General features: G+C 63.8%; 16 protein-coding genes, 3 pseudogenes and 1 riboswitch. Of the genes and pseudogenes, 11 read left to right on the top strand and 8 right to left on the bottom strand.

Going from position 1 to position 17971, the window contains the following annotated elements:
- The first annotated feature begins 115 nt into the window (after positions 1-115).
- Positions 116-675 (top strand): annotated as a pseudogene (locus ABD884_RS00095) (low molecular weight protein-tyrosine-phosphatase).
- Positions 672-2739 (top strand): annotated as a pseudogene (locus ABD884_RS00090) (chorismate-binding protein). The pseudogenes ABD884_RS00095 and ABD884_RS00090 overlap by 4 nt, the downstream one beginning before the upstream one ends.
- Before the next feature lie 4 nt (positions 2740-2743).
- Here ABD884_RS00090 and ABD884_RS00085 read toward each other — a convergent pair.
- The 4 genes from ABD884_RS00085 to ABD884_RS00070 form a co-directional block, all read right to left on the bottom strand.
- Positions 2744-4324: an NCS1 family nucleobase:cation symporter-1 gene (locus ABD884_RS00085; RefSeq protein ID WP_345033261.1), complete on the bottom strand. Its 1581-nt coding sequence runs from the start codon at positions 4322-4324 to the stop codon at positions 2744-2746.
- 216 nt (positions 4325-4540) lie between these two features.
- Positions 4541-6316, bottom strand: a complete 1776-nt coding sequence (locus tag ABD884_RS00080; protein WP_345033260.1) for a trypsin-like serine protease — start codon at positions 6314-6316, stop codon at positions 4541-4543.
- Positions 6297-6479, bottom strand: a complete 183-nt coding sequence (locus ABD884_RS00075; protein WP_345033259.1) for a hypothetical protein — start codon at positions 6477-6479, stop codon at positions 6297-6299. Before ABD884_RS00075 ends, ABD884_RS00080 begins: the two co-directional genes overlap by 20 nt.
- Positions 6480-6712: 233 nt before the next feature.
- Complete coding sequence (locus ABD884_RS00070; protein WP_345033257.1) at positions 6713-7810, bottom strand: FAD-dependent oxidoreductase; 1098 nt, start codon at positions 7808-7810, stop codon at positions 6713-6715.
- A 124-nt stretch (positions 7811-7934) separates the two neighbouring features.
- Between ABD884_RS00070 and ABD884_RS00065 the strand changes: the two genes are divergently transcribed.
- Positions 7935-8384, top strand: a complete 450-nt coding sequence (locus tag ABD884_RS00065; RefSeq protein WP_345033256.1) for a MarR family winged helix-turn-helix transcriptional regulator — start codon at positions 7935-7937, stop codon at positions 8382-8384.
- Positions 8385-8387: 3 nt separating this feature from the next.
- Here ABD884_RS00065 and cls read toward each other — a convergent pair whose 3' ends face one another.
- A complete protein-coding gene (gene cls, locus ABD884_RS00060; RefSeq protein WP_376955202.1) occupies positions 8388-9836 on the bottom strand; it encodes a cardiolipin synthase in 1449 nt (482 codons plus the stop codon).
- Between the two features lie 143 nt (positions 9837-9979).
- On the opposite strand from cls, the pseudogene ABD884_RS00055 reads away from it, so the two are divergent.
- Positions 9980-10921, top strand: a pseudogene (locus ABD884_RS00055) (aminodeoxychorismate lyase).
- Here ABD884_RS00055 and ABD884_RS00050 read toward each other — a convergent pair.
- Together ABD884_RS00050 and ABD884_RS00045 are read right to left on the bottom strand one after the other, a co-directional pair.
- Complete coding sequence (locus tag ABD884_RS00050; protein ID WP_345033253.1) at positions 10893-11267, bottom strand: mycothiol transferase; 375 nt, start codon at positions 11265-11267, stop codon at positions 10893-10895. The pseudogene ABD884_RS00055 and the gene ABD884_RS00050 overlap by 29 nt on opposite strands.
- 247 nt (positions 11268-11514) lie before the next feature.
- Entirely contained in the window at positions 11515-12189 is a 675-nt protein-coding gene (locus tag ABD884_RS00045) for a hypothetical protein (RefSeq protein ID WP_345033251.1), read from the bottom strand.
- On the opposite strand from ABD884_RS00045, the gene ABD884_RS00040 reads away from it, so the two are divergent.
- From ABD884_RS00040 to ABD884_RS00010, 7 genes are all read left to right on the top strand, one after another.
- Entirely contained in the window at positions 12167-13198 is a 1032-nt protein-coding gene (locus ABD884_RS00040; protein ID WP_345033249.1) for a GMC oxidoreductase, read from the top strand. The two genes, ABD884_RS00045 and ABD884_RS00040, sit on opposite strands and share 23 nt — an antisense overlap.
- Before the next feature lie 46 nt (positions 13199-13244).
- Positions 13245-13598, top strand: a complete 354-nt coding sequence (locus ABD884_RS00035; RefSeq protein WP_345033247.1) for a PAS domain-containing protein — start codon at positions 13245-13247, stop codon at positions 13596-13598.
- On the top strand, positions 13591-14118 hold the full coding sequence (locus ABD884_RS00030) for a cupin domain-containing protein (RefSeq protein ID WP_345033245.1): 528 nt from the start codon (positions 13591-13593) through the stop codon (positions 14116-14118). Before ABD884_RS00035 ends, ABD884_RS00030 begins: the two co-directional genes overlap by 8 nt.
- A gap of 169 nt (positions 14119-14287) precedes the next feature.
- Positions 14288-14572 (top strand): hypothetical protein, encoded by a 285-nt coding sequence (locus ABD884_RS00025; protein ID WP_345033243.1) that lies wholly within the window; start codon positions 14288-14290, stop codon positions 14570-14572.
- A gap of 165 nt (positions 14573-14737) precedes the next feature.
- Positions 14738-14850, top strand: a riboswitch (SAM riboswitch).
- 10 nt (positions 14851-14860) lie between these two features.
- On the top strand, positions 14861-15118 hold the full coding sequence (locus ABD884_RS00020; protein ID WP_028267606.1) for a DUF1737 domain-containing protein: 258 nt from the start codon (positions 14861-14863) through the stop codon (positions 15116-15118).
- Positions 15115-15534: a rhodanese-like domain-containing protein gene (locus ABD884_RS00015; RefSeq protein WP_345033241.1), complete on the top strand. Its 420-nt coding sequence runs from the start codon at positions 15115-15117 to the stop codon at positions 15532-15534. The genes ABD884_RS00020 and ABD884_RS00015 overlap by 4 nt, the downstream gene beginning before the upstream one ends.
- Complete coding sequence (locus tag ABD884_RS00010) at positions 15535-16743, top strand: O-succinylhomoserine sulfhydrylase (protein ID WP_028267608.1); 1209 nt, start codon at positions 15535-15537, stop codon at positions 16741-16743.
- Positions 16744-16941: 198 nt separating this feature from the next.
- On the opposite strand, the gene ABD884_RS00005 is transcribed toward ABD884_RS00010, so the two are convergent.
- On the bottom strand, positions 16942-17787 hold the full coding sequence (locus ABD884_RS00005) for a YbdK family carboxylate-amine ligase (protein WP_345054306.1): 846 nt from the start codon (positions 17785-17787) through the stop codon (positions 16942-16944).
- Positions 17788-17971 lie beyond the last annotated feature (184 nt).

Here is a 17971-nt window from a genome sequence, read left to right as displayed (position 1 = left end):
CGCGATTCCGGGCATAAACGGTAGGAAGTTGAGGCACTTTTACCCCGCCATCAGCGACTTTACAAATTCTGTAATTTTGACTAGCCAAGTCGGGGACATCCCCCATGCTTGCTCCATGTACTCAGCGTCGAGCCCATACCGCATCATCACCGTCTGCACGGGAAACATCTGCCGCTCACCCATGGCGGCGCTGATGTTGACCGAAGCGTTCGACGCCGGAGGGCTGGGCGGAGCGGTTGTTGTGGACTCCGCGGGAACCACGTCATACGAGGCCGGGCACCCCATCGATCCGCGCGCCGCCCGTGTCCTGTCGGCCCACAGCATCCCTTCCGAGAAGCACATAGCCAGGAGCTGGCGGCAGGAGTGGTTCCGTGAGCGGGACCTGATCCTGGCCCTCGACGTAGACCACTATGGCTGGCTCCATGAGGCTGCCCCGGACTCGGAAACGCTCGCCAAAATCAGGATGCTTCGCAGCTTCGACCCCTCCGTGGCGCGCCGGAGCACTTTGGACCTCGGCATCGAGGACCCTTGGTACGGCGGCCACCACGATTTCGACGTCACGTGGACCCTCATCATGGCTGCGGTCCCCGGGATCGTCGCCCACACCGGGCTGCCCTCGCTGCTGCGCACCAGGGGCAGGACTACGGCCCACAGCAGGTACGCTCTATTTCATGACCCCAGCACCCGTGATCATCGCCATCGATGGCCGCTCCGGCGCGGGAAAGACCACCCTCGCCGTCGAGCTTGCCGCCCGACTCCGCATGCATCACAAGGTGTCGCTGTTCCATCTTGAGGACATTTATCCGGGGTGGAACGGACTCGCCGCCGGCATCGAGCGCTACGTCACCACTGTCCTGGCACCGCTGCGCAAAGGTGACGCCGCCGAGTGGTCACTGGGACTGAAAAGCACTACGACGGTCGCAGCAATGTGACCCTGCCCGCCGAAATCGTCATCGTGGAGGGCGTCGGGGCCGCGGCCAGCGACGCCCGGCCCATGCTGGACGCCGTGGTCTGGGTGGACGCTCCCGACGACGAACGCAGGCACCGTGCAATGGCCCGGGACGGCAGCAGCTACGAGCCGTTCTGGGATGGCTGGGCGGCGCAGGAAGACAAATGGCTGGAGACGGACGATGTCCCGGGCCACACCGATATCAGGGTGCTGAACCGTGCCGACGGCAATGCCCCGGATGACGTCCTGCAGGCGCTGAACTATCTCCCTTCGCTCTCCCCGGTGCTGTCCCCCGAGCTCTCGGCACGCCGCGGCTTACAGCTCAAGGCCGAACGGATCGCTGCCGCGCCGGACCCGGCGGCCCTGTTCCAAGCGCTCTACGCCACGTCCGCCAACGCCGTTTGGCTCGATTCTTCCAATGCCGCTGTTGCCAGCGGCGCGGCTGCCGAGCGCAGCCGCTTCAGCATCCTGGCGGACGACGGCGGCTCGTTCGGCCAGTCGGTCATGCACAGTTCCGGGGCCACCAGGCTCAGCATCGGATGCGCCACGGTGGAGACTACCGGCCCCTTCTTCCGTTGGCTGGACACCGTGTGGGGCAGGAAGGCCGTGAGGCCACCAGCCGGCTATGACTGCGAATTCACGCTCGGCTGGCTGGGCTACCTCGGCTATGAACTGAAACGGGAGACCGGTGGCAGCGACGTCCGGGCCGGCACTCCGGATGCGGCGTTGCTCTTCGCGGGCCGGGCCGTGGTCCTCGACCACCGTGACGCCGCGGTCTGGCTGCTCGCCGTTGAAGCCCCCGACGCCGATGATTGGCTCGGGCGCGCGCGGGGGCCGTGCAATCCGCGGCCCCGGTAGCCCAAGCAGCCGGCGCACCCCAAGCAAGCGGCGGCCCGGCGCACCCGGCCGGGGACCCCGGCGTCGGGCATCAAACGCTTGAGTTCTCCAGCCGCGACACCGAGGACGAATACAAGGGCAAGATCGCCATCGCCCAGGAGCAGATCGCCGAAGGCAATACCTACGAAGTCTGCCTGACCACCACAGTGACTGCTACGGATCCCGGTCTGGATCCATGGGAGAGCTACCTTGCGCTGCGCAAGCGCAACCCCGCGCCGTTCGCGAGCTACTTGCGGTTCGGCGAGCTGACGGTCGCCAGTACCTCGCCGGAACGCTTCCTGCGGATCACCTCCGACGGCGGCATGAAGGCTGAGCCGATCAAGGGCACCAGGGGCCGTGCGGCGGATCCCGGAATCGACGAAGCCCTGCGGCGCGGCCTTGAATCTTCGCTCAAGGACCGCGCCGAGAACATCATGATCGTGGATTTGCTCCGCAACGACCTCAGCCATTTCGCGGTGCCCGGATCGATGACCGTCAGCCGCTTGTGCGCGGTGGAAAGCTACGCCACGGTGCATCAGATGGTGAGCACTATCGACGCGCGGCTACGGCCGGGGGCGCCGCGGGCCGAGGCCGTTGCGGCTGCCTTCCCGGCAGGATCCATGACGGGCGCTCCGAAGATCAGCACCATGGGCATCCTTGACGGGCTGGAGTCCGGCCCGCGTGGGGTCTACTCCGGCGCGATCGGCTACTTCTCGCTCAACGCGGCGGCTGATCTCGCCGTCGTGATCCGGACTTTGGTGATGAGCTCAGACGGCGACGGCGGCCGCACGCTCAGTCTCGGCGTCGGGGGCGCGATCACGGCGGACTCCAATGCCGGCGAGGAATACGAGGAGGTCCGGACCAAGGCCTTCGGCGTGCTCTCGGCCCTAGGGGCGGAGTTCCCCGAAGGGTAAGCGGTCAGTCGTGCTCTTCGGTGCGTGCGCGGGCCGTTCGCGCGTCGTTACGGGTGATCGCGTAGTAAATGGTGCTGGCCAGGATCGCCCCTACGAACCATGAATACGGGCCCAGGCCCGAGCCTCCCGGGAGGAAGGTCTGCAGGGCCGGGACCAGCGCCAGGACACCCGCGACGACGGCGGCCGGAACCAGGGCGGCGATCGCTTTGAGGTTCCAGCCCTTGGTGTAGAAGTAGAGGCCCTTTTCGTCTTCGTGGTACAGGTCCGACACCTTGCAGCGCTGGTGCCGGATGCGGAAGAAGTCCGTGAAGATGACCCCGAACAGCGGACCAAGGAGCGCCCCCAGGCCACCCAGGAAGTACACGATCACCACCGGGCTGCTGAAGAGGTTCCACGGCAGGATCACGATTGCCATGACCGCGCTGATGAGGCCGCCGCGGCGGAAGTCGATGCGGTGCGGGGCCACGTTGGCGAGGTCGTAGGAGGCCGAAACGAAATTGGCGACCACGTTGATGCCGATCGTCGCCACCACGAACGTGACCGCAGCGATGATGGTGATCCACGGATTGTTGATGGCCTGAACGATCGCCACGGGATCCGTGATGACCTTGAACATGTCTTGTCCGCGGTATTGCTCTGCCGTGAAGTAGGACGCTGCGCCCGCTGTGACCACCACTGTCACCAGGGCGAAGGCGATGAAGTTCACGGGCAGGCCCCAGAAGTTGCCGCGCAGAATGGTCTTGCGATCCGGTGAGAACCTGGAGAAATCGCAGAAATTCAGGAGCAACGCCGCGAAATAGGTGACCGTCAAGGCGATTGCCGAGAAGAACTGTGTCCAGGCTGCCGGGCCATCCAAGGGCGCGACGCCGGGGATCGAGAGGCTGAATTTGTCGCCCGCTTGCGTCAGGATGTAGATCGCGAGCGCGAACATGGCAACCCAAATGGCAGGACCTGCCCAGTCCTGGAATTTCCGGACCGTCTCCATCCCCCGGCGGATGACCAGCAACTGGACCGCCCACAGGACCAGGAAGGCGCCCCAACCGAGCGGCGTCAGGCCAAGGATGTGAGGCACATCGGGACCGTCAAGCGGGGTCAGCCGGGGCCACACCGAGAACAGCAGCACCAGCACAGCTTCGGAGGCGAGCCAGGTCTGGATCCCGTACCACGCAATGGCGATCAAAGCCCGGATCAGGGCGGCCAGGTTGGCGCCGAAGAGGCCGAAGGACATGCGCGCCAGGACGGGGTATGGGACACCGGTCTTCTGCCCGGCTGTCCCGGCGAAATTCATGAGGAAGTAGACCAAGGTGATGCCAAGGACCAAAGCCAGGAAGACTTGCCAGCCCACCAGCCCGGTGATGAAGAGACCGGCCGCGAAGGTGTAACCGGCAATGCTGTGGACGTCGCACATCCACAGGGCGAAGAGGCTGCGTACCCGCCAGTTCCTTTGCCGGGCCGGCGCCAGGTCGGCGTTCCACAGCCTATCGCTGACCAATCGTCCCTCGGCCAGGATCCGGACCTTCTCAGGATATTCGTCGCCCGGATCGCTCGGTGATTGCACCGCTGGGGACTGGTTCTTCCGCGTCATGATGCCTCCGAACAACGCTTCCAAACATGCTTGGAATTACAGAATCGCCCCATTGCCGCTAGAAGGAAAGCCCCGTATCCTGCGGGCACAGTTTGGCTCCGCAGGCTACGGACATTTGAGTCTGATCCGAATCGTGCAGCTTCTATTGGAGCCTGCGGGGTCGTTTGATGGCCCAGAGGACGATCCCGAGTGCGAGGAGTCCCAGTGCGGCTGTGATCAGGCCGACGCGTTCGAACCCTGTGGCGGCAAGGTCCTGACGCCGTTGGTCCGCTGTCGACGCAACCGCAGCGGTGGAACTGGACTTGCTAGGGTCCGGCGTGGTTTCCGAGGCCGGTGATGCGGTGTGGTCTGCGGGGTTCGTGACGCTGCTTCCCGGGGCGGTTCCCGGGGCAGGTGGCGTTCCCGGGGCAGGTGGCGGGGTCGTAGCAGGTGGTGTGGGGTTCTTTGCCGGGTCCGGGTAAGTGTGGCCGCGCCGGTGAGGGTGCAGCCCTGCCCGGTCAGCTCGAGTTTGGAACCCGAGGTCAGGCAGGCCGTGACGGTGTTTATTTGCTGACCGTAGGCACGGCCCTTCACGGCTGTAACGGTTCCATCGTTGGCCACTTCACAGGGATTGTTCTCGGTGCATTGTTCGCCGTCACGATTGTGCGTGTTGTTGATTCCCATGACGGTGAGACCGTCAGGGGCGAGCAGTGCCGAGCCGGAAGTTCCGGGGTACGGGTTGCAGTCCTTGCCGGGGGCGTAGCGGATCGAGTCGTTTTGTTCGTAGCCGCCTTCTCGCAGCTTTGTCACCACGGCCTCGGCTGTGCAGGCGAATCGCCGGCTGGTGTAGGCGATGGTCAGTGAGTCGCCTGCACGTGCGGGTGTGGAGCTGAGTTCGAAGACTTTCGCGTTCTCCTGGGCTAGTTGTGCGTAGCTTTTGTCCAGCCGGTAGAGCGCGACGTCCGTGCCTGTCATGGTTGCGTAGATCAGGCGGTTGGCCCGTGCCGTGGCTTGCGGGTAGCCTTGCGGGTTGGCAACAGGGACGTCGAAGTCGGCGGGTTGGTCCGTCAATGCTTTCCCTGGGGCGGGCCGGTCTCCTTTCACGCAGTGGCCGTTAGTGAGCATCATTGCTGGATCCTCCGGACGGGACGCTGGACCCCGCACAACCGAGCCCGCGCAACCAGGCAATTCCGCGGCACCCTCAACGTTGGGTGCCGGGTCATCGGCCGGGACATTAGTGCCGGTAATGATTCCGTTGATCCAAGCAGCGTGTTTGCTGACGTCGGTATACAGCACGGGTGTGTTATCCCCGCCCGGGCCGCTGAGGACACCGGCCACAACCCACTGGTCGCCCTCCTGGACCAGTGCCGGTCCGCCCGAGTCCATGTTGGTTGCCGCGACGCTTCCATCGAGGGCGCCTACGCATAATTCTCCGGGCGCAGCTTTCGAACAGGCTGAACGTGGTTGAATGGCGGTGTCGGCTTCCCTCAGCCGTGAAGGAAAGCACGAGGCGTTGTTACTGTCATCGCAGGTCATGCCCCAGCCCAGGATACGGGTAGACGTATTCTCTGCTGGTGTGTTGGACGCGATCTTCACGGGTTGTGCTTTCACAGGGGTGCTCAGATGGAGCAAGGCCAGGTCCCGGCCCCAAAGACCGCCCTTTTCGATCGCCAGCCGATAGAAGTGATCCACCTCGGCGACTTCCCCGCCCGAAGTGGTGTCTGCTGACCCGACCCGTACTTTCCAGCCTTGCGGGATACCGGCCTTGGACATGGTGGGGTTCTTGCCGGCGCAGTGACTGGCGGTCAGTACCCACTGCGGCGCGAGGACCATCACCCCGCACCCATGCCCGTCCGCCCGGGGAGGAGCGGGATACGCTGGCTGGAACGAACCCATGAACGGATACTTCTGGGTCGATTCAGAACCCCCCTTGAGCGCCGTCGCCGGGAAACTCCCGTCAAAACGGCAAGGAGCCCGAGCAAGACAAGCACCACTAGAGAACGAATTCGCCATATACGCTGCGGGGTGTGGAATCGATTTCCGTGGCTGGCGTTCGCAGCAGGCTTAGTTGCTTCCGGAGCCCGCGCGTGCTCTTCGCGATAGGCTGAATCGTCTCTAACGGCCCGGCCTCGTTCGGCCACCATCGTTTCAAGGCCTGATTGTTTCTTCGGGTCATGGTGTTCTCTTCTTCCGATAGTGAGAGCTCCAGCCGGCTGTACTGCGGGCCGGCTACCCCCGCGGATGGCGCACAGCAGTTAGCTAGGGGCATGTCCGACTCGACCAGATGCGGCGTTAACTTGGCGTAAAAGCCTTGAGGGGTCGCTGCAGAAGAAGGACTTTATTGTTGCGTTTGCGATGGCGTGCAGTATCCGGGGCGCGGAGGCGGACGGACGGCCCGCTCACGTACGCTCAGGAACCCAGGTTCAACATCTCGACAAAGCGATCGATCATCATGTGTTGCCCTTTGATCTGGGAGATCATCTCCGGGCTGGCGATTTCGCCGTCGGGCAGTTGTCCCGAACCACCCGAGGGCCCCAAGGGAAGGATGATGACCGGCCGCGACGGCGTATAGGCGTCCAAGCCGGCGGAGCCGTCCAATTGGGCCTGGATGTTCTTGGCAACCACCGCAGCCTCGCGTCCAGCGACGCCGGCCTTATTCACGTCGATCGCCGAGATGTCGCCCAGGGCATAGACATTCTCGAAGCCCGCCACCCGGAGTTCGGGCGTGACTTGCAGATAGCCGTCGGCGGTCCGGGCGGCGAGCAGCTCCCCTGCAACATAGTCGGTCTGCGGGGCTATCCCGTAGCAGCGGAACCAGATGTCCGCCTCTATGGCAGTGCCACCTGCGGTGTTGACCGTGAATGTCGCGAATTCCCCGGCGGGAACCGAAGGCAACTGCACCAAGGGGCTGCCCATGATTCGCCGGATGCCGATGCCGTCCAGCTGCCGATTGACCTCGGCGCGCAGCCGTGGATCGTATGGTCCGGGAAGGATGTCCGGGGCCAGATCCACCAGCACCACGTCCTTGTCCGGCCATGCGGCGGCAATCTCGCCGGCAAATTCAAGGCCCACCGCCCCGGCGCCCAGGAGCATGACCCTGCTGGCACGCTTGAGGTCATCATGTGCGGCTTGGTAGCGCGCGATGGCATCGGTCGTGACCATACGATCGCTCTTGGCCGGGAACGGATAGCTTGAGCCGCTTGCCAAGACGATGTAATCGGGCGTCAGCCGGGTTCCGGAAGCCAGCTCGACGGTGTGTCCATCCACCCTCACGGCACGGTCCCGGAGCACGGTGCCGTGCACTAGAAGGCGGTCATACGGCAAAAACATTCGCGGCAGGAAATCGGGTTGGACGACGGAGCGCAGCGCCGCGATATTGTGCACGAAGGCGTCCTTTGGCTCCACCAAGGTGACGGCCGCCTGTGCGTCGAGTGCTTTGGCTACGGCGATACCACCGTAGCCTCCACCGACAATTACTACAGAGGCGTTCGAAGCGTGGTCATTCATGGCAACTCCTTTGGATCGAATGGGCCGAAGAAGCTCACGCTGCCCGGCTCCGCGCCGCGCAGATCGTTTATGAATGACAACGATTCCTAAGGACCGATAATTTCCTCAGTGATAGGATTTCTCGATGAGTCCGTCAGCAGCAGGCAAGCAACTGGGTTTCCTCCTGGCGCGCCACGGGCGCATCATGAACACCCGCCTCCGCCAGGCGCTGGACTCCTCCGGACTCAGCCCAAGGCATGCGGTCCTCCTGTGCCGACTTGACGAGTCCGGTCCCATCAGCCAGCAAGGCCTCATCGATATCCTCTCGATCGACGCCAGCGCCCTCGTGGCCGTCTTGAACGATCTCGAACGCCGAGGGCTGGCCGACCGTCGCCGGGACCCTGCAGACCGCCGTCGGCATTTCGTTGAAATCACTGCGGAAGGCAAGCGCGCCGTCGCTTCGATCGAGATTGCCGTGGCCGACGTCGAACGGGAAGCCTTCGCTGGATTCTCCGCCGAGGAGATCCGGCAGCTTCATGGGCTCCTCTCGCGGATCCACGCCGAACCCGCGGACGAAGCCTGCGCCGAGGACTGAGCCTTATTGCAGGGTGGCCGTCAACCGCGCCACGTTGTCCACGTATTTGGCGAGCATCGGCCGGCCCAGCCAATCGTTCAACGTCAGCTCTTGGCACATGGCCCTGTACGCCGACTCCACCGAACGCATGCTGTCCACCGCCTCAGCACCCAGCAACATCACGGACACCTCCATGTTGAGCGAGAAGGAGCGCATGTCCATGTTGCTGGAGCCGAGCACCGCCACTTCCTCATCGATCGTGAAGTGCTTCGCGTGCAGCACGTACGGTGCGCGGTAGAGATAGATCCGCACCCCGGCCTCCAGGAGCGCTTCGTAATAGGAGCGCTGTGCGTGGTGGACCAGGAACTGATCGCCCTTCTCGGAGACGAAAAGCTCCACGTCGACGCCACGCTGTGCCGCCGTCGTAATGGCGTACAACAGCGAATCGTCGGGCACGAAGTACGGACTGCAGATCGAGATGCGGTGCTGAGCCGAGTAGATCAGTGTATTGAACAGACGCAGGTTGTTCTCCGTGACAAACCCCGGACCGCTCGGGACCACCTGGGCCGTGATCGGCCCCGCGGTGGCCCTGTCGGAGACCTGCAACTGGTATTCGAGAGACTCATCGGTCTCGCTCAGCCAGTCGGTGGCGAAGACGACGTTGAGGGTGGCAACGATCGGCCCCTCCATACGGACCATGAGTTCCACCCACTTGCGGCCGGCGCGTCGGTGCTTGGGGTTGTTGTAGGAGGGCTCGATCAGGTTCTGGGAGCCGGTGAACGCGATTTCGCCGTCGATCACCAGGATCTTCCGGTGGTTCCGCAGATCCGGGCGGCGCCACTGGCCGTGGATCGGCAGCAAAGGCAACATGCGGCGCCACTGGATCCCGCCGCGCTTCAGCCTGCGGACCAGCCGTCGGTAACCGGGGATCCGCAACGTGCCGATGTGATCGAACAGGAGCCGGACGTCGACACCCCGGTCGGCAGCGTTTTCCAACTCAGTGAGGAGCTCGTCGGTGACCGAATCACTGCTCATGATGTAAAACTCCGCATTGACGAAGCTCTTGGCCCCCCGAACCGCTTCCGCCATGGCCTTGAGCGATTCCTCATAGCCGGCGATCAACTCCGCAGAGTTGCCGTCCACCATCGGCAGGGAGCCGAGGCGCCGGTTCAGTTCAGCGGCCGACGTCACCCATTCGGGACCGGAGTAGGTGCTGACGACGTCGGCGAGCGCCGACGTGCCGGCACGCACCCGTTCGTTGACTTGCTCCTGCTGTTCACGACGACGGCGGGACAACCGGAAATTGCCGAACAGCAGGAACAAGACGAAGCCCACTGACGGGACGAGGAAGACGGCCAGGAGCCAGGCCATGGCCGTGGTGGGACGGCGGTTTCCCGGGATGACGCCCAGCAGCACAATGCGCAAGATGATCTCGAAAATGGCCCACGCGGTGAGGAGCCAGGTCCACTCCACCCCGAACGGAAAAGGAAACGGCACTCGACAACCCCCCAGTCAAAGAACTAGTCAAAGAAGTAACAGTCAGCCCAGCCTATCTGGCGCACCGCTCCCGACCGCTCGTCCTGACCATCCCTCTGGGGCCACACTAAGCTGGAAGCATGACTCTTCCTGCCTCGACAATCCTCGTCTTCCTGGATCCAGCGTTCGAAAACGGCCGCATCGCCGATTCCAGCCAGCCGCAACTCATGGCAACCGACCTGGGCGCCACCCGGGTGACGGCGTCTTCGAGTCGCTCCTCGCCGTCGGGGGCCGGGCACGGAAAGTTCAAGCGCACCTGAACCGGCTTGAGAGTTCGGCTCGCGCCCTGGACCTCAACATTCCCGAGCAGGACGTCTGGCGCCGCGCGATCGACACGGCCATCAAGGAATTCCGCGACGCCTTCCCGGCGCCAAGCCCCGCCGAGGACGAGGTCGTCGTCAAGCTCTTGGTGACGCGCGGAGTGGAAGGCGCTTCGGCTCCCACGTGCTGGATCCAGGCTTCGCCGTCCCCCGCGGGCAGCCGCCGGCAGCGCGAGACGGGCATCGACGTCGTACTCCTTGACCGGGGCTTCGACACGGAGGCGGGCGACCGCGCGCCCCTGGCTGCTGCTCGGAGCCAAAACGCTCTCCTACGCGGTGAACATGGCCGCGCTGCGGTACGCACACAAGCAGGGCGCCGACGACGCCATCTTCACCTCCACCGACGGACGCGTCCTGGAGGGCCCGACGTCGACCGTGTTGCTGGCGCATGTTGAAACGGTCGACGACGGCACCGGCTCCGTGCGCTCGGTCAAGCGCCTCATCACTCCGCAACTGGACAGCGGCATCCTCCCGGGAACGTCCCAAGACGCTCTTTTCACGAAAGCGAAGGCGGCGGGCTGGGAGCTTGGCTACGGCCCACTGGTCCCGGAGGACCTGTTCGACGCCGACGCCGTGTGGCTGATCTCGAGCATCCGGCTCATCGCTCCGGTCAACCACGTTGACGGCAGGGAGATCGGCACCCCGGCAATGCGTAAGCAGCTCACCGCCGAGCTTAACGAGTTGTTCGCGGGGATTGAGTAGGGCTTTGCCGGCGGTCCTGGCTGAGTAGCTGCTCCCGCAGGATGTCAGCGTGCCCGCAGTGCTGTGCAAGCTCGCGCAGCATGTGAAGGTACACCCAGCGTAGCGGGAGCGGTCCGCGTCGGTTGCCGTTGAGCAAGTCGTCGAGTCCCAAGGATGAGGTCGCGTGCTTCACCAAGCCCAGCAGGGTGGTCCGGGACGGCACCAATGACCGGCGGACCTGTTCCTCAGTCAACCCGTTCAAAGAGTCATTGAGCGCACGGCGGTGCTCGTCAATGAATGCCTCGAACTGGATCCTGATAGGCCGATTGATGACGTCCTCGGCAAACGTCACAGGAAGAGAAGACACGCGTGGAGTATGCCAAGTCTCTCGGCCGGCGGCAATCCGCCAAAGTCTATTGTGCCGCCGTCGCCGCGGTAGTTAACTAGTTTCCGTGAACCTTGTTGGGGAAAGGTGATCTGCCTTTCGGCCCAGCGGGCACCTGATTTCACGGTGCCGTGGAATCAGCAAGTCGATGGAAGGCATCATTGTGAGTGCAGTTTCTTCGTCCCAGAATTTCAATCACGGTTTTCCCACGCCCGGTCCCCAGGATCCCTCACCCCAGAAGGTGATGGATCATGTCTTCTTCGTCTCCGAGGGAGAATGGAAAAAAGTCCGCGAAGAAGAACAATTCGACCACATAGTCATCGGCAGCGGGTTCTGCGCCTACGCCTTTGCTGAGCGGACACTGACGGTCAATCCGCACGCACGGATCCTGATCATTGAACGGGGTCCCTTTTTCTTGCCGCAGCATTTCCAGAACCTGCCGTTGCCGTACAAGGAGACGCTGGGAGGGCTCTCGGAGACCTTCCCCTGGACCTTGGCGGCTGCCACGGCCAACCAGCCGCCAGGCAAGATTTCCTGGCAGCACGGCATGGTCCCTTTCTACGGCGGACGCAGCATCATGTGGAGCGCGTGGTGCCCCCGCCCCGAGGAAGATGAAATGCGGGGCTGGCCGCGGGCGGTGATGGACGCCGCCAAGTCGCACTTCACGTCGGCGGAAGATCTGCTCAACGTGGTTTCGGCGGACCAGATCGACGTCGGACGGTCGGCCGATGTCGTCGATCTCATTAACGACACCCGGCCCGTCTACGGAATCATGCAGAAAGCCCTCCAGGAACGGCTCGGGGCAGGCCTGCATAAGATCGATTCCGCCACCCGCCAGCATGCCGGCCCCGCTCGCTGTGGCAACGGGCGCACGCTCAGGTGTGGACTTCGCGAAGTTCTCCACGCCAGCGGTCCTTCTGGAATTGTCGGACCGGCAGGCGGCGCTCGAGGCCCAAGGCAAGGGCGCGGCTCTTCGCGTGGTCACGGACTGCACGGTGTTGAGTGTGCTCCAGCAGGACGGACGGGCCACCGCGTTGAACACCAACCGCGGAGTGGTAAATGTCGGCGATGCCAACCTGGTCCTGGCCATGGGCACGCTTCCCCCGGCGACCCTGGTTCTCAATTCCTTCCCGCAGGTTCAAGGGGCCGGGGGGCACTTCGCCGCCCACTTCATCACCTCGGTGGTGGCCCGGGTTCCGCGCAAGGATTTTGATTTCAGCGAACAGCTCGGCGAGCTGGAACTGGCGGCCATCTATTTGGCGGGCAAGAGCCCGGCCGGCATGCAGTATCACGTGCAACTCTCGGTCCTCTCGGACCGTTTCCCGGACAAGAACGCCCAGAAGTCCGAACGCTACGCCCCCGACGTCGTCGCCACGGCTTCGCTGGCACAGCTGCGGTCATCGGAGGACTATTTGGTGTTCGTCTGCGCCGTCCTCGGCGAACTGGACGAGAGCAATCCGGAGAACCACTTGCGCTTGTCCGGCAGCGCGGACCCCACTTGCAACGTCACCTTGCAGGTGCTGGCCAACGCCACTGACGACGACACGTGGGACACCATGGACGAGGGAACCTTCCAAATGCTGGAGCGGGTCCTGTCCCCTTCCGGTGCGGAGCGCGTCGAATACTGGCACGGGGATCCCGATGCCGGGAGCTGGGGCGCCGAGCGTCCCGCAATCCCCGAGCGCCGCGTACCGGGATTGGTGCACGAAAGCTCCAGCTTGCCAATCGGCGAAGAGGAGGACGCCGTCGTCGGGACCGACTACCGCCTCAACGGCGTGCAGAACGTCTTCGTCACCGGCGGCAGCCTCTGGCCCACCGGCGGGTCCTGGAACCCCACCATGACCATGGTGGCCCTGGCGCAGGACCTCGCCGAAAGACTAGCGGCCGACGGCGGAACGGCGGCAGCGCCGTGACCTTCGCCCCGCGCTGGACCCGGCGCTCCTTCCCACCGTTCCGCCCATGAGCGTCGCCGATGTGCTGGACCGGCAGGACGGCGTGTACTGGGTAGTCAAGGACGCGAACTCGGTCTTCCTGTGGGTCAACCAGAACTTCGCGGACCTAGTGAGCATGAGCAAGGCGGAACTGATCGGGCACCAGGACTCGCGCGCGGAACACGTTGCCCACGACAAGGAAGTGATGGCGAGCGGAAAGCCCCTGCTCAACTTCCACGAAACGATCGCCGTCCCCAGCAAAGAAGACGGCATGGTGAATGTGGACATCGTGACCCAAAAAGGGTTGTTGCGCGCCCTGGGCAGCAAGGAAATCATTGGCATCACGGTCTGTTTCTCCCTGAAGGACCCGGTCAATGACTGAATCCGCTGAGGACTGGATCAAACGGCTGGACATGTCCCCCGCTAGTGTGGGCGGCTGGTTCGCGTCCGCCCTGGTAAGCAACGAGGACATAACCGGTTCGGCGTTGCCTCCGCGCTTCGACGTCGATCACCCGCTCTACAGTTCCAACTGGTACCTGCTGCAGACCGGGGAGATTCTCCAGCTGCACACCCTGAAGCAGGACGAGTTGTGGTTCTTCCACTTGGGGACGCCCCTCAGGCTGCATGTCTTCTCGCCGGACAATGGCTATTCCGAACTCGGCTATTCCGAAACCCTGTTCGGTCCCAACCCGGAGGCCGGCGAGACCTTGCAAGGAGTTGCCCCGCATTCCACGTGGTTCGGGGCGGAGTTGGCCGGTCCGGGGTTCGCCTTGGTCAGCTGCAGCCTCTCGCCCGGTTACGAGAGATCGGACTCGGCGAAGCCAACGGAAAAGGACATCGAGTCCCTCGTTTCGAGGTTCCCCGGGCATGCAGCGCTGATCCTGCGCTTGGCGTCCGGATAGAAACGTCTGATGCGCCGGTTCTGGGGCCGGCGCATCAGGCTTCTTCCCCAACTAACTCGCAGTTGTTGTCGTTCTGAGGGCTCAAAACGACAACAACTGCGAGTCAGTTGGGTTAATGAGGAAGACGCCGCCCATTCCCCCAGAGGGCCCGAGTCCGTAGGGTATCGACATGAGCATCTACATCAGCCCCGACTCTGCTGCATGGTCGCTGACCGCCATGGCGACTGCCGCGTCAGCGGGATCAATCGATGATGCGAACGGCATGTCCAAGCTGGTGCAGGAAATCTACGAAACTGAAGGTTTCGAGGCCCTGTCCGGCGTGGTTTTTGCCTTGGCTCATCACAACAGCCTCTCGCTGCACGCGCTGGCGACAGCCACCGGGATATCCGTCCACGAGTTACTCGAAATCCGGAAGCATCAAGGCTCCACGTTTCATCGCTCCCCACGGGAGTAGCGCCACGGACTGATGCCCTGCCGCAGCGGCTCCAAGCAAGCCTGGAACAACTGCCCAACCAAACCGAGGCCTAGTCCCCACCACCCACCGGCGTTGCCGCCCGGTTACGGAACATGACGACTGCCGGTAATGCAGGCCGCCGTCATGGATGTTATTTTCTTCTTGAGTAATGAGCACCAGCGCGAAGCCCTGACTTGCTGGTCGGCAACCCTCTCTCCGGCGGGGTGCCTCAGGTGACTACTCGGCGTATCGACACTTTCGAACTGCAAGCGTGACTGAGGAGCACCAATGCCTGAACCCACTGAAGAAAAACTCTCCTACCGTCTCATCACGGGTCCTGATACCAAGGAATTCTGTGAGCGGATCTCTACCGCCCTTGCCGAGGGATACGTGTTGCACGGCAGCCCGGCCGCGACATTCAACGGCACGGACGTGATCGTGGCGCAGGCCATCGTCCTCCCCGCGGCAATCGCCAGCGCGGATGCCGCGGTTGCCAATGCGGTGGACCAGCTTGATGAAGAGTTCGACGGCGAGGGCCACGCATGAGCTACGCCGGCGACCTGAGCCCGCACGACGCCTGGGCCAAACTGGAGCAAGGCGCCATCCTGGTGGACGTCCGCACCGAAGGCGAGTGGGCCCACATCGGCATCCCGGACACCGCGTCTGCGAACAACAAAGGAAACGATCCCCTGTTCATTCAGTGGAACCTTGCCGGCGGGATCCCCAACTCGGGATTTATCGAGCAGCTCAAGCAACAGGCCCCGGAGGCGGATGCCACCGAACTGGTCTTCCTCTGCCGTTCCGGACAGCGATCAATCGCCGCCGCCAGTGCCGCAACACAGGCCGGCTACACCGCCTACAACGTCCTTGAAGGCTTTGAGGGCGAACCGGACCGCTACGGCGAGCGAACCGTGAATGGTTGGAAAAACCGTGGACTTCCTACGAATCTGGGGAAGATCTAAGTGACATTCAATCCTGACGCCGCTGGCTGGAACCCTGAGACCCAGGCAGTCCGCGGCGGCCTTGACCGCACCAATTTCCAGGAGACCTCCGAAGCTGTCTTCCTGAATTCCGGCTTCGTCTACGAATCCGCGGCAGCCGCCGAGCGCGCGTTTACGGGCGAAGACGAGCGCTTCGTCTACTCTCGTTACGGCAACCCCTCGGTTGCAACGTTCCAGGAGCGGCTCCGCCTGCTCGAAGGCACCGAAGCATGCTTCGCGACGGCGTCGGGCATGTCCGCTGTCTTCACCGCGCTTGGTGCGTTGCTGGCCGCCGGTGACCGTGTGGTTGCCGCGCGTTCGCTGTTCGGTTCCTGCTTCGTCATCCTCAACGAGATCCTGCCCCGCTGGGGCGTCGAGACGGTCTTCGTTGACGGACCGGACCTGGATCAGTGGCGCGCCGCGTTGTCCGAACCCACCACCGCAGTGTTTTTCGAGTCGCCGTCGAACCCGATGCAGGAAATCGTGGACATCGCCGCCGTGAGCGAGCTGGCCCACGCCGCGGGCGCTACCGTCGTCGTCGACAATGTCTTTGCCACTCCGCTGCTGCAGCGTTGTGGCGAACTCGGCGCCGACGTGATTGTCTACTCGGGCACCAAACACATCGATGGCCAAGGCCGGGTCCTGGGCGGAGCGATCCTGGGCACCAAGGAGTTCATCGAAGGTCCCGTCAAGCAACTCATGCGACACACAGGACCATCGCTTTCCGCGTTCAACGCCTGGGTGCTGACCAAGGGCCTGGAAACCATGGCGCTGCGAGTAAACCACTCCTCGGCGTCGGCGTTGCGGATCGCAGAATGGCTCGAGGAACAACCGGCCATCAGCTGGGTCAAGTATCCGCTGCTTAAGTCCCACCCCCAGTACGAGCTCGCCGCGAAGCAAATGAAAGCCGGCGGCACGGTCCTGACCTTCGAGCTGCTCCCTTCCGCCGGGCGATCGGCCAAAGAGGCCGCTTTCGCGTTGCTGGACGGACTCGCCATCATCGATATCTCGAACAACCTAGGCGACTCCAAGTCCCTCATCACCCACCCCGCCACCACCACCCACCGCGCCATGGGTCCGGAAGGCCGCGCGGCCATCGGCCTGAGCGACGGCGTCGTGCGGCTTTCAGTGGGGCTGGAGGATGTGGACGACCTCGTCCGGGATCTGGAACGGGCCCTCAAGCAGGTCTAGCTCGGCGCTTCGCGCCAGTCCTGGCGCACCCAGGTGAGGACGGGCTGCGGCTTTGTGTCGCCCTCGTCCTTCTCCGAGCGCATCGTGATCTGAACGGCGTGCTCGACGACGGCGGCCAGTCCGACGGCGTCGGGCGCGCTCCCGTTCTGGCTCCAGCGTTCGGCAACACCCCGCTGCTCGATGGCGCCGTTCCGCGGCTCAGGATGGCTGCCACGCCGGTTTGGACCAAGTCGAATTCACCCTGTTCGGCGAGCACAGGTTCCAGGTACTCCACCAACGACCAGACGACGTCCGCGGCGGGCTCCGGGCGGAATGTTCCGAAGTCCAGCAGTTCGGTGCACAGTCCAAAATTGCTTGCCTGCCAAGACGCCATCCGTAAAGAATAACCGTAGGCACGGCCGCAGGCTCTATTCCGGCATGGTATTCACGTACAGAAGTCTCAACCAAGGCCCTAACCAGCACCGCAATGAGCGCGGCGTCCTCGGCTCGGAGGCAGACATCGGCTACCCGGACCTCCACCGTCGGAACGTGCCTGGACAGCCTGGCATCGAAGTAGACCATCCCCTCGTCCAGCAAGACCCCCGTTTCGATGAGCCTCCTGACAACACGCCGGTAAGAGGCCAAGGAACCGAAGATGGCCGACGGCCCCGACGACGGCCATCGGTTCCACGCCTGCGTCCGGTAGCTCTCAAAACCCGTGGCCAGTCCCCGCCAGTAGGGAGAATTGGCGCTGATCGCGGTGAAGACAGCGAGCTTGTCCCGGATCCGGTCCAGGACCACCACACCTTCTTCGGGGCTCTCGACGGAGGTGTGGACGTGGAATCCGCAGGTGAGCTGTTCGTGTGCCGTGATGCCAAAACGCTCGAGCATGATGGCATACCGGGGATCCGGAGTGGTGTGCAAAGCGGCGTCCACGGGCGAGGTGGCCAACGCGGCAATCCTCGCGCCGTGGCGCCGCGCAGCGTGGCTTGCGAGGCCCCGCGCCCCGGCGGATCTGATGCAAGAGCTCGCCGTAGCTGCGGCACGGCCGGGTTGGGTCTCGATCTGCTCGAGCTTGAGTTCATGGCTGAGGCCGGTCTCGGGCCCTCGATCTCCTCAGGGCTGGAAGCCGTTCCGGGCTCATCCTGGGCCCGGTCGTTTCGGCGATGCCCGAAAGGAGCGCGTCGGCAAGCGCGAGCGGCTCGCCGGTCCACGGGATCGACAATCAGCAATTCCTCTTCCACACCAA

Origin of the sequence: Arthrobacter methylotrophus (assembly GCF_039539965.1) — a bacterium.
Taxonomy (GTDB): domain Bacteria; phylum Actinomycetota; class Actinomycetes; order Actinomycetales; family Micrococcaceae; genus Arthrobacter; species Arthrobacter methylotrophus.
Note: the sequence above shows the minus strand (reverse complement) of the source record. Positions and strands in the feature narration are given on the sequence as shown.

Excerpts from the sequence above, each read along its gene's own strand:
- ABD884_RS00035 (WP_345033247.1), top strand. The coding sequence starts at position 13,245 with ATGAGCGTCGCCGATGTGCTGGACCGGCAGGACGGCGTGTACTGGGTA.
- ABD884_RS00085 (WP_345033261.1), bottom strand. The coding sequence starts at position 4,324 with ATGACGCGGAAGAACCAGTCCCCAGCGGTGCAATCACCGAGCGATCCG.
- ABD884_RS00025 (WP_345033243.1), top strand. The coding sequence starts at position 14,288 with ATGAGCATCTACATCAGCCCCGACTCTGCTGCATGGTCGCTGACCGCC.
- ABD884_RS00030 (WP_345033245.1), top strand. The coding sequence starts at position 13,591 with ATGACTGAATCCGCTGAGGACTGGATCAAACGGCTGGACATGTCCCCC.
- ABD884_RS00065 (WP_345033256.1), top strand. The coding sequence starts at position 7,935 with ATGAGTCCGTCAGCAGCAGGCAAGCAACTGGGTTTCCTCCTGGCGCGC.
- ABD884_RS00080 (WP_345033260.1), bottom strand. The coding sequence starts at position 6,316 with ATGGCGAATTCGTTCTCTAGTGGTGCTTGTCTTGCTCGGGCTCCTTGC.
- ABD884_RS00070 (WP_345033257.1), bottom strand. The coding sequence starts at position 7,810 with ATGAATGACCACGCTTCGAACGCCTCTGTAGTAATTGTCGGTGGAGGC.
- ABD884_RS00075 (WP_345033259.1), bottom strand. The coding sequence starts at position 6,479 with ATGACCCGAAGAAACAATCAGGCCTTGAAACGATGGTGGCCGAACGAG.
- ABD884_RS00020 (WP_028267606.1), top strand. The coding sequence starts at position 14,861 with ATGCCTGAACCCACTGAAGAAAAACTCTCCTACCGTCTCATCACGGGT.
- ABD884_RS00015 (WP_345033241.1), top strand. The coding sequence starts at position 15,115 with ATGAGCTACGCCGGCGACCTGAGCCCGCACGACGCCTGGGCCAAACTG.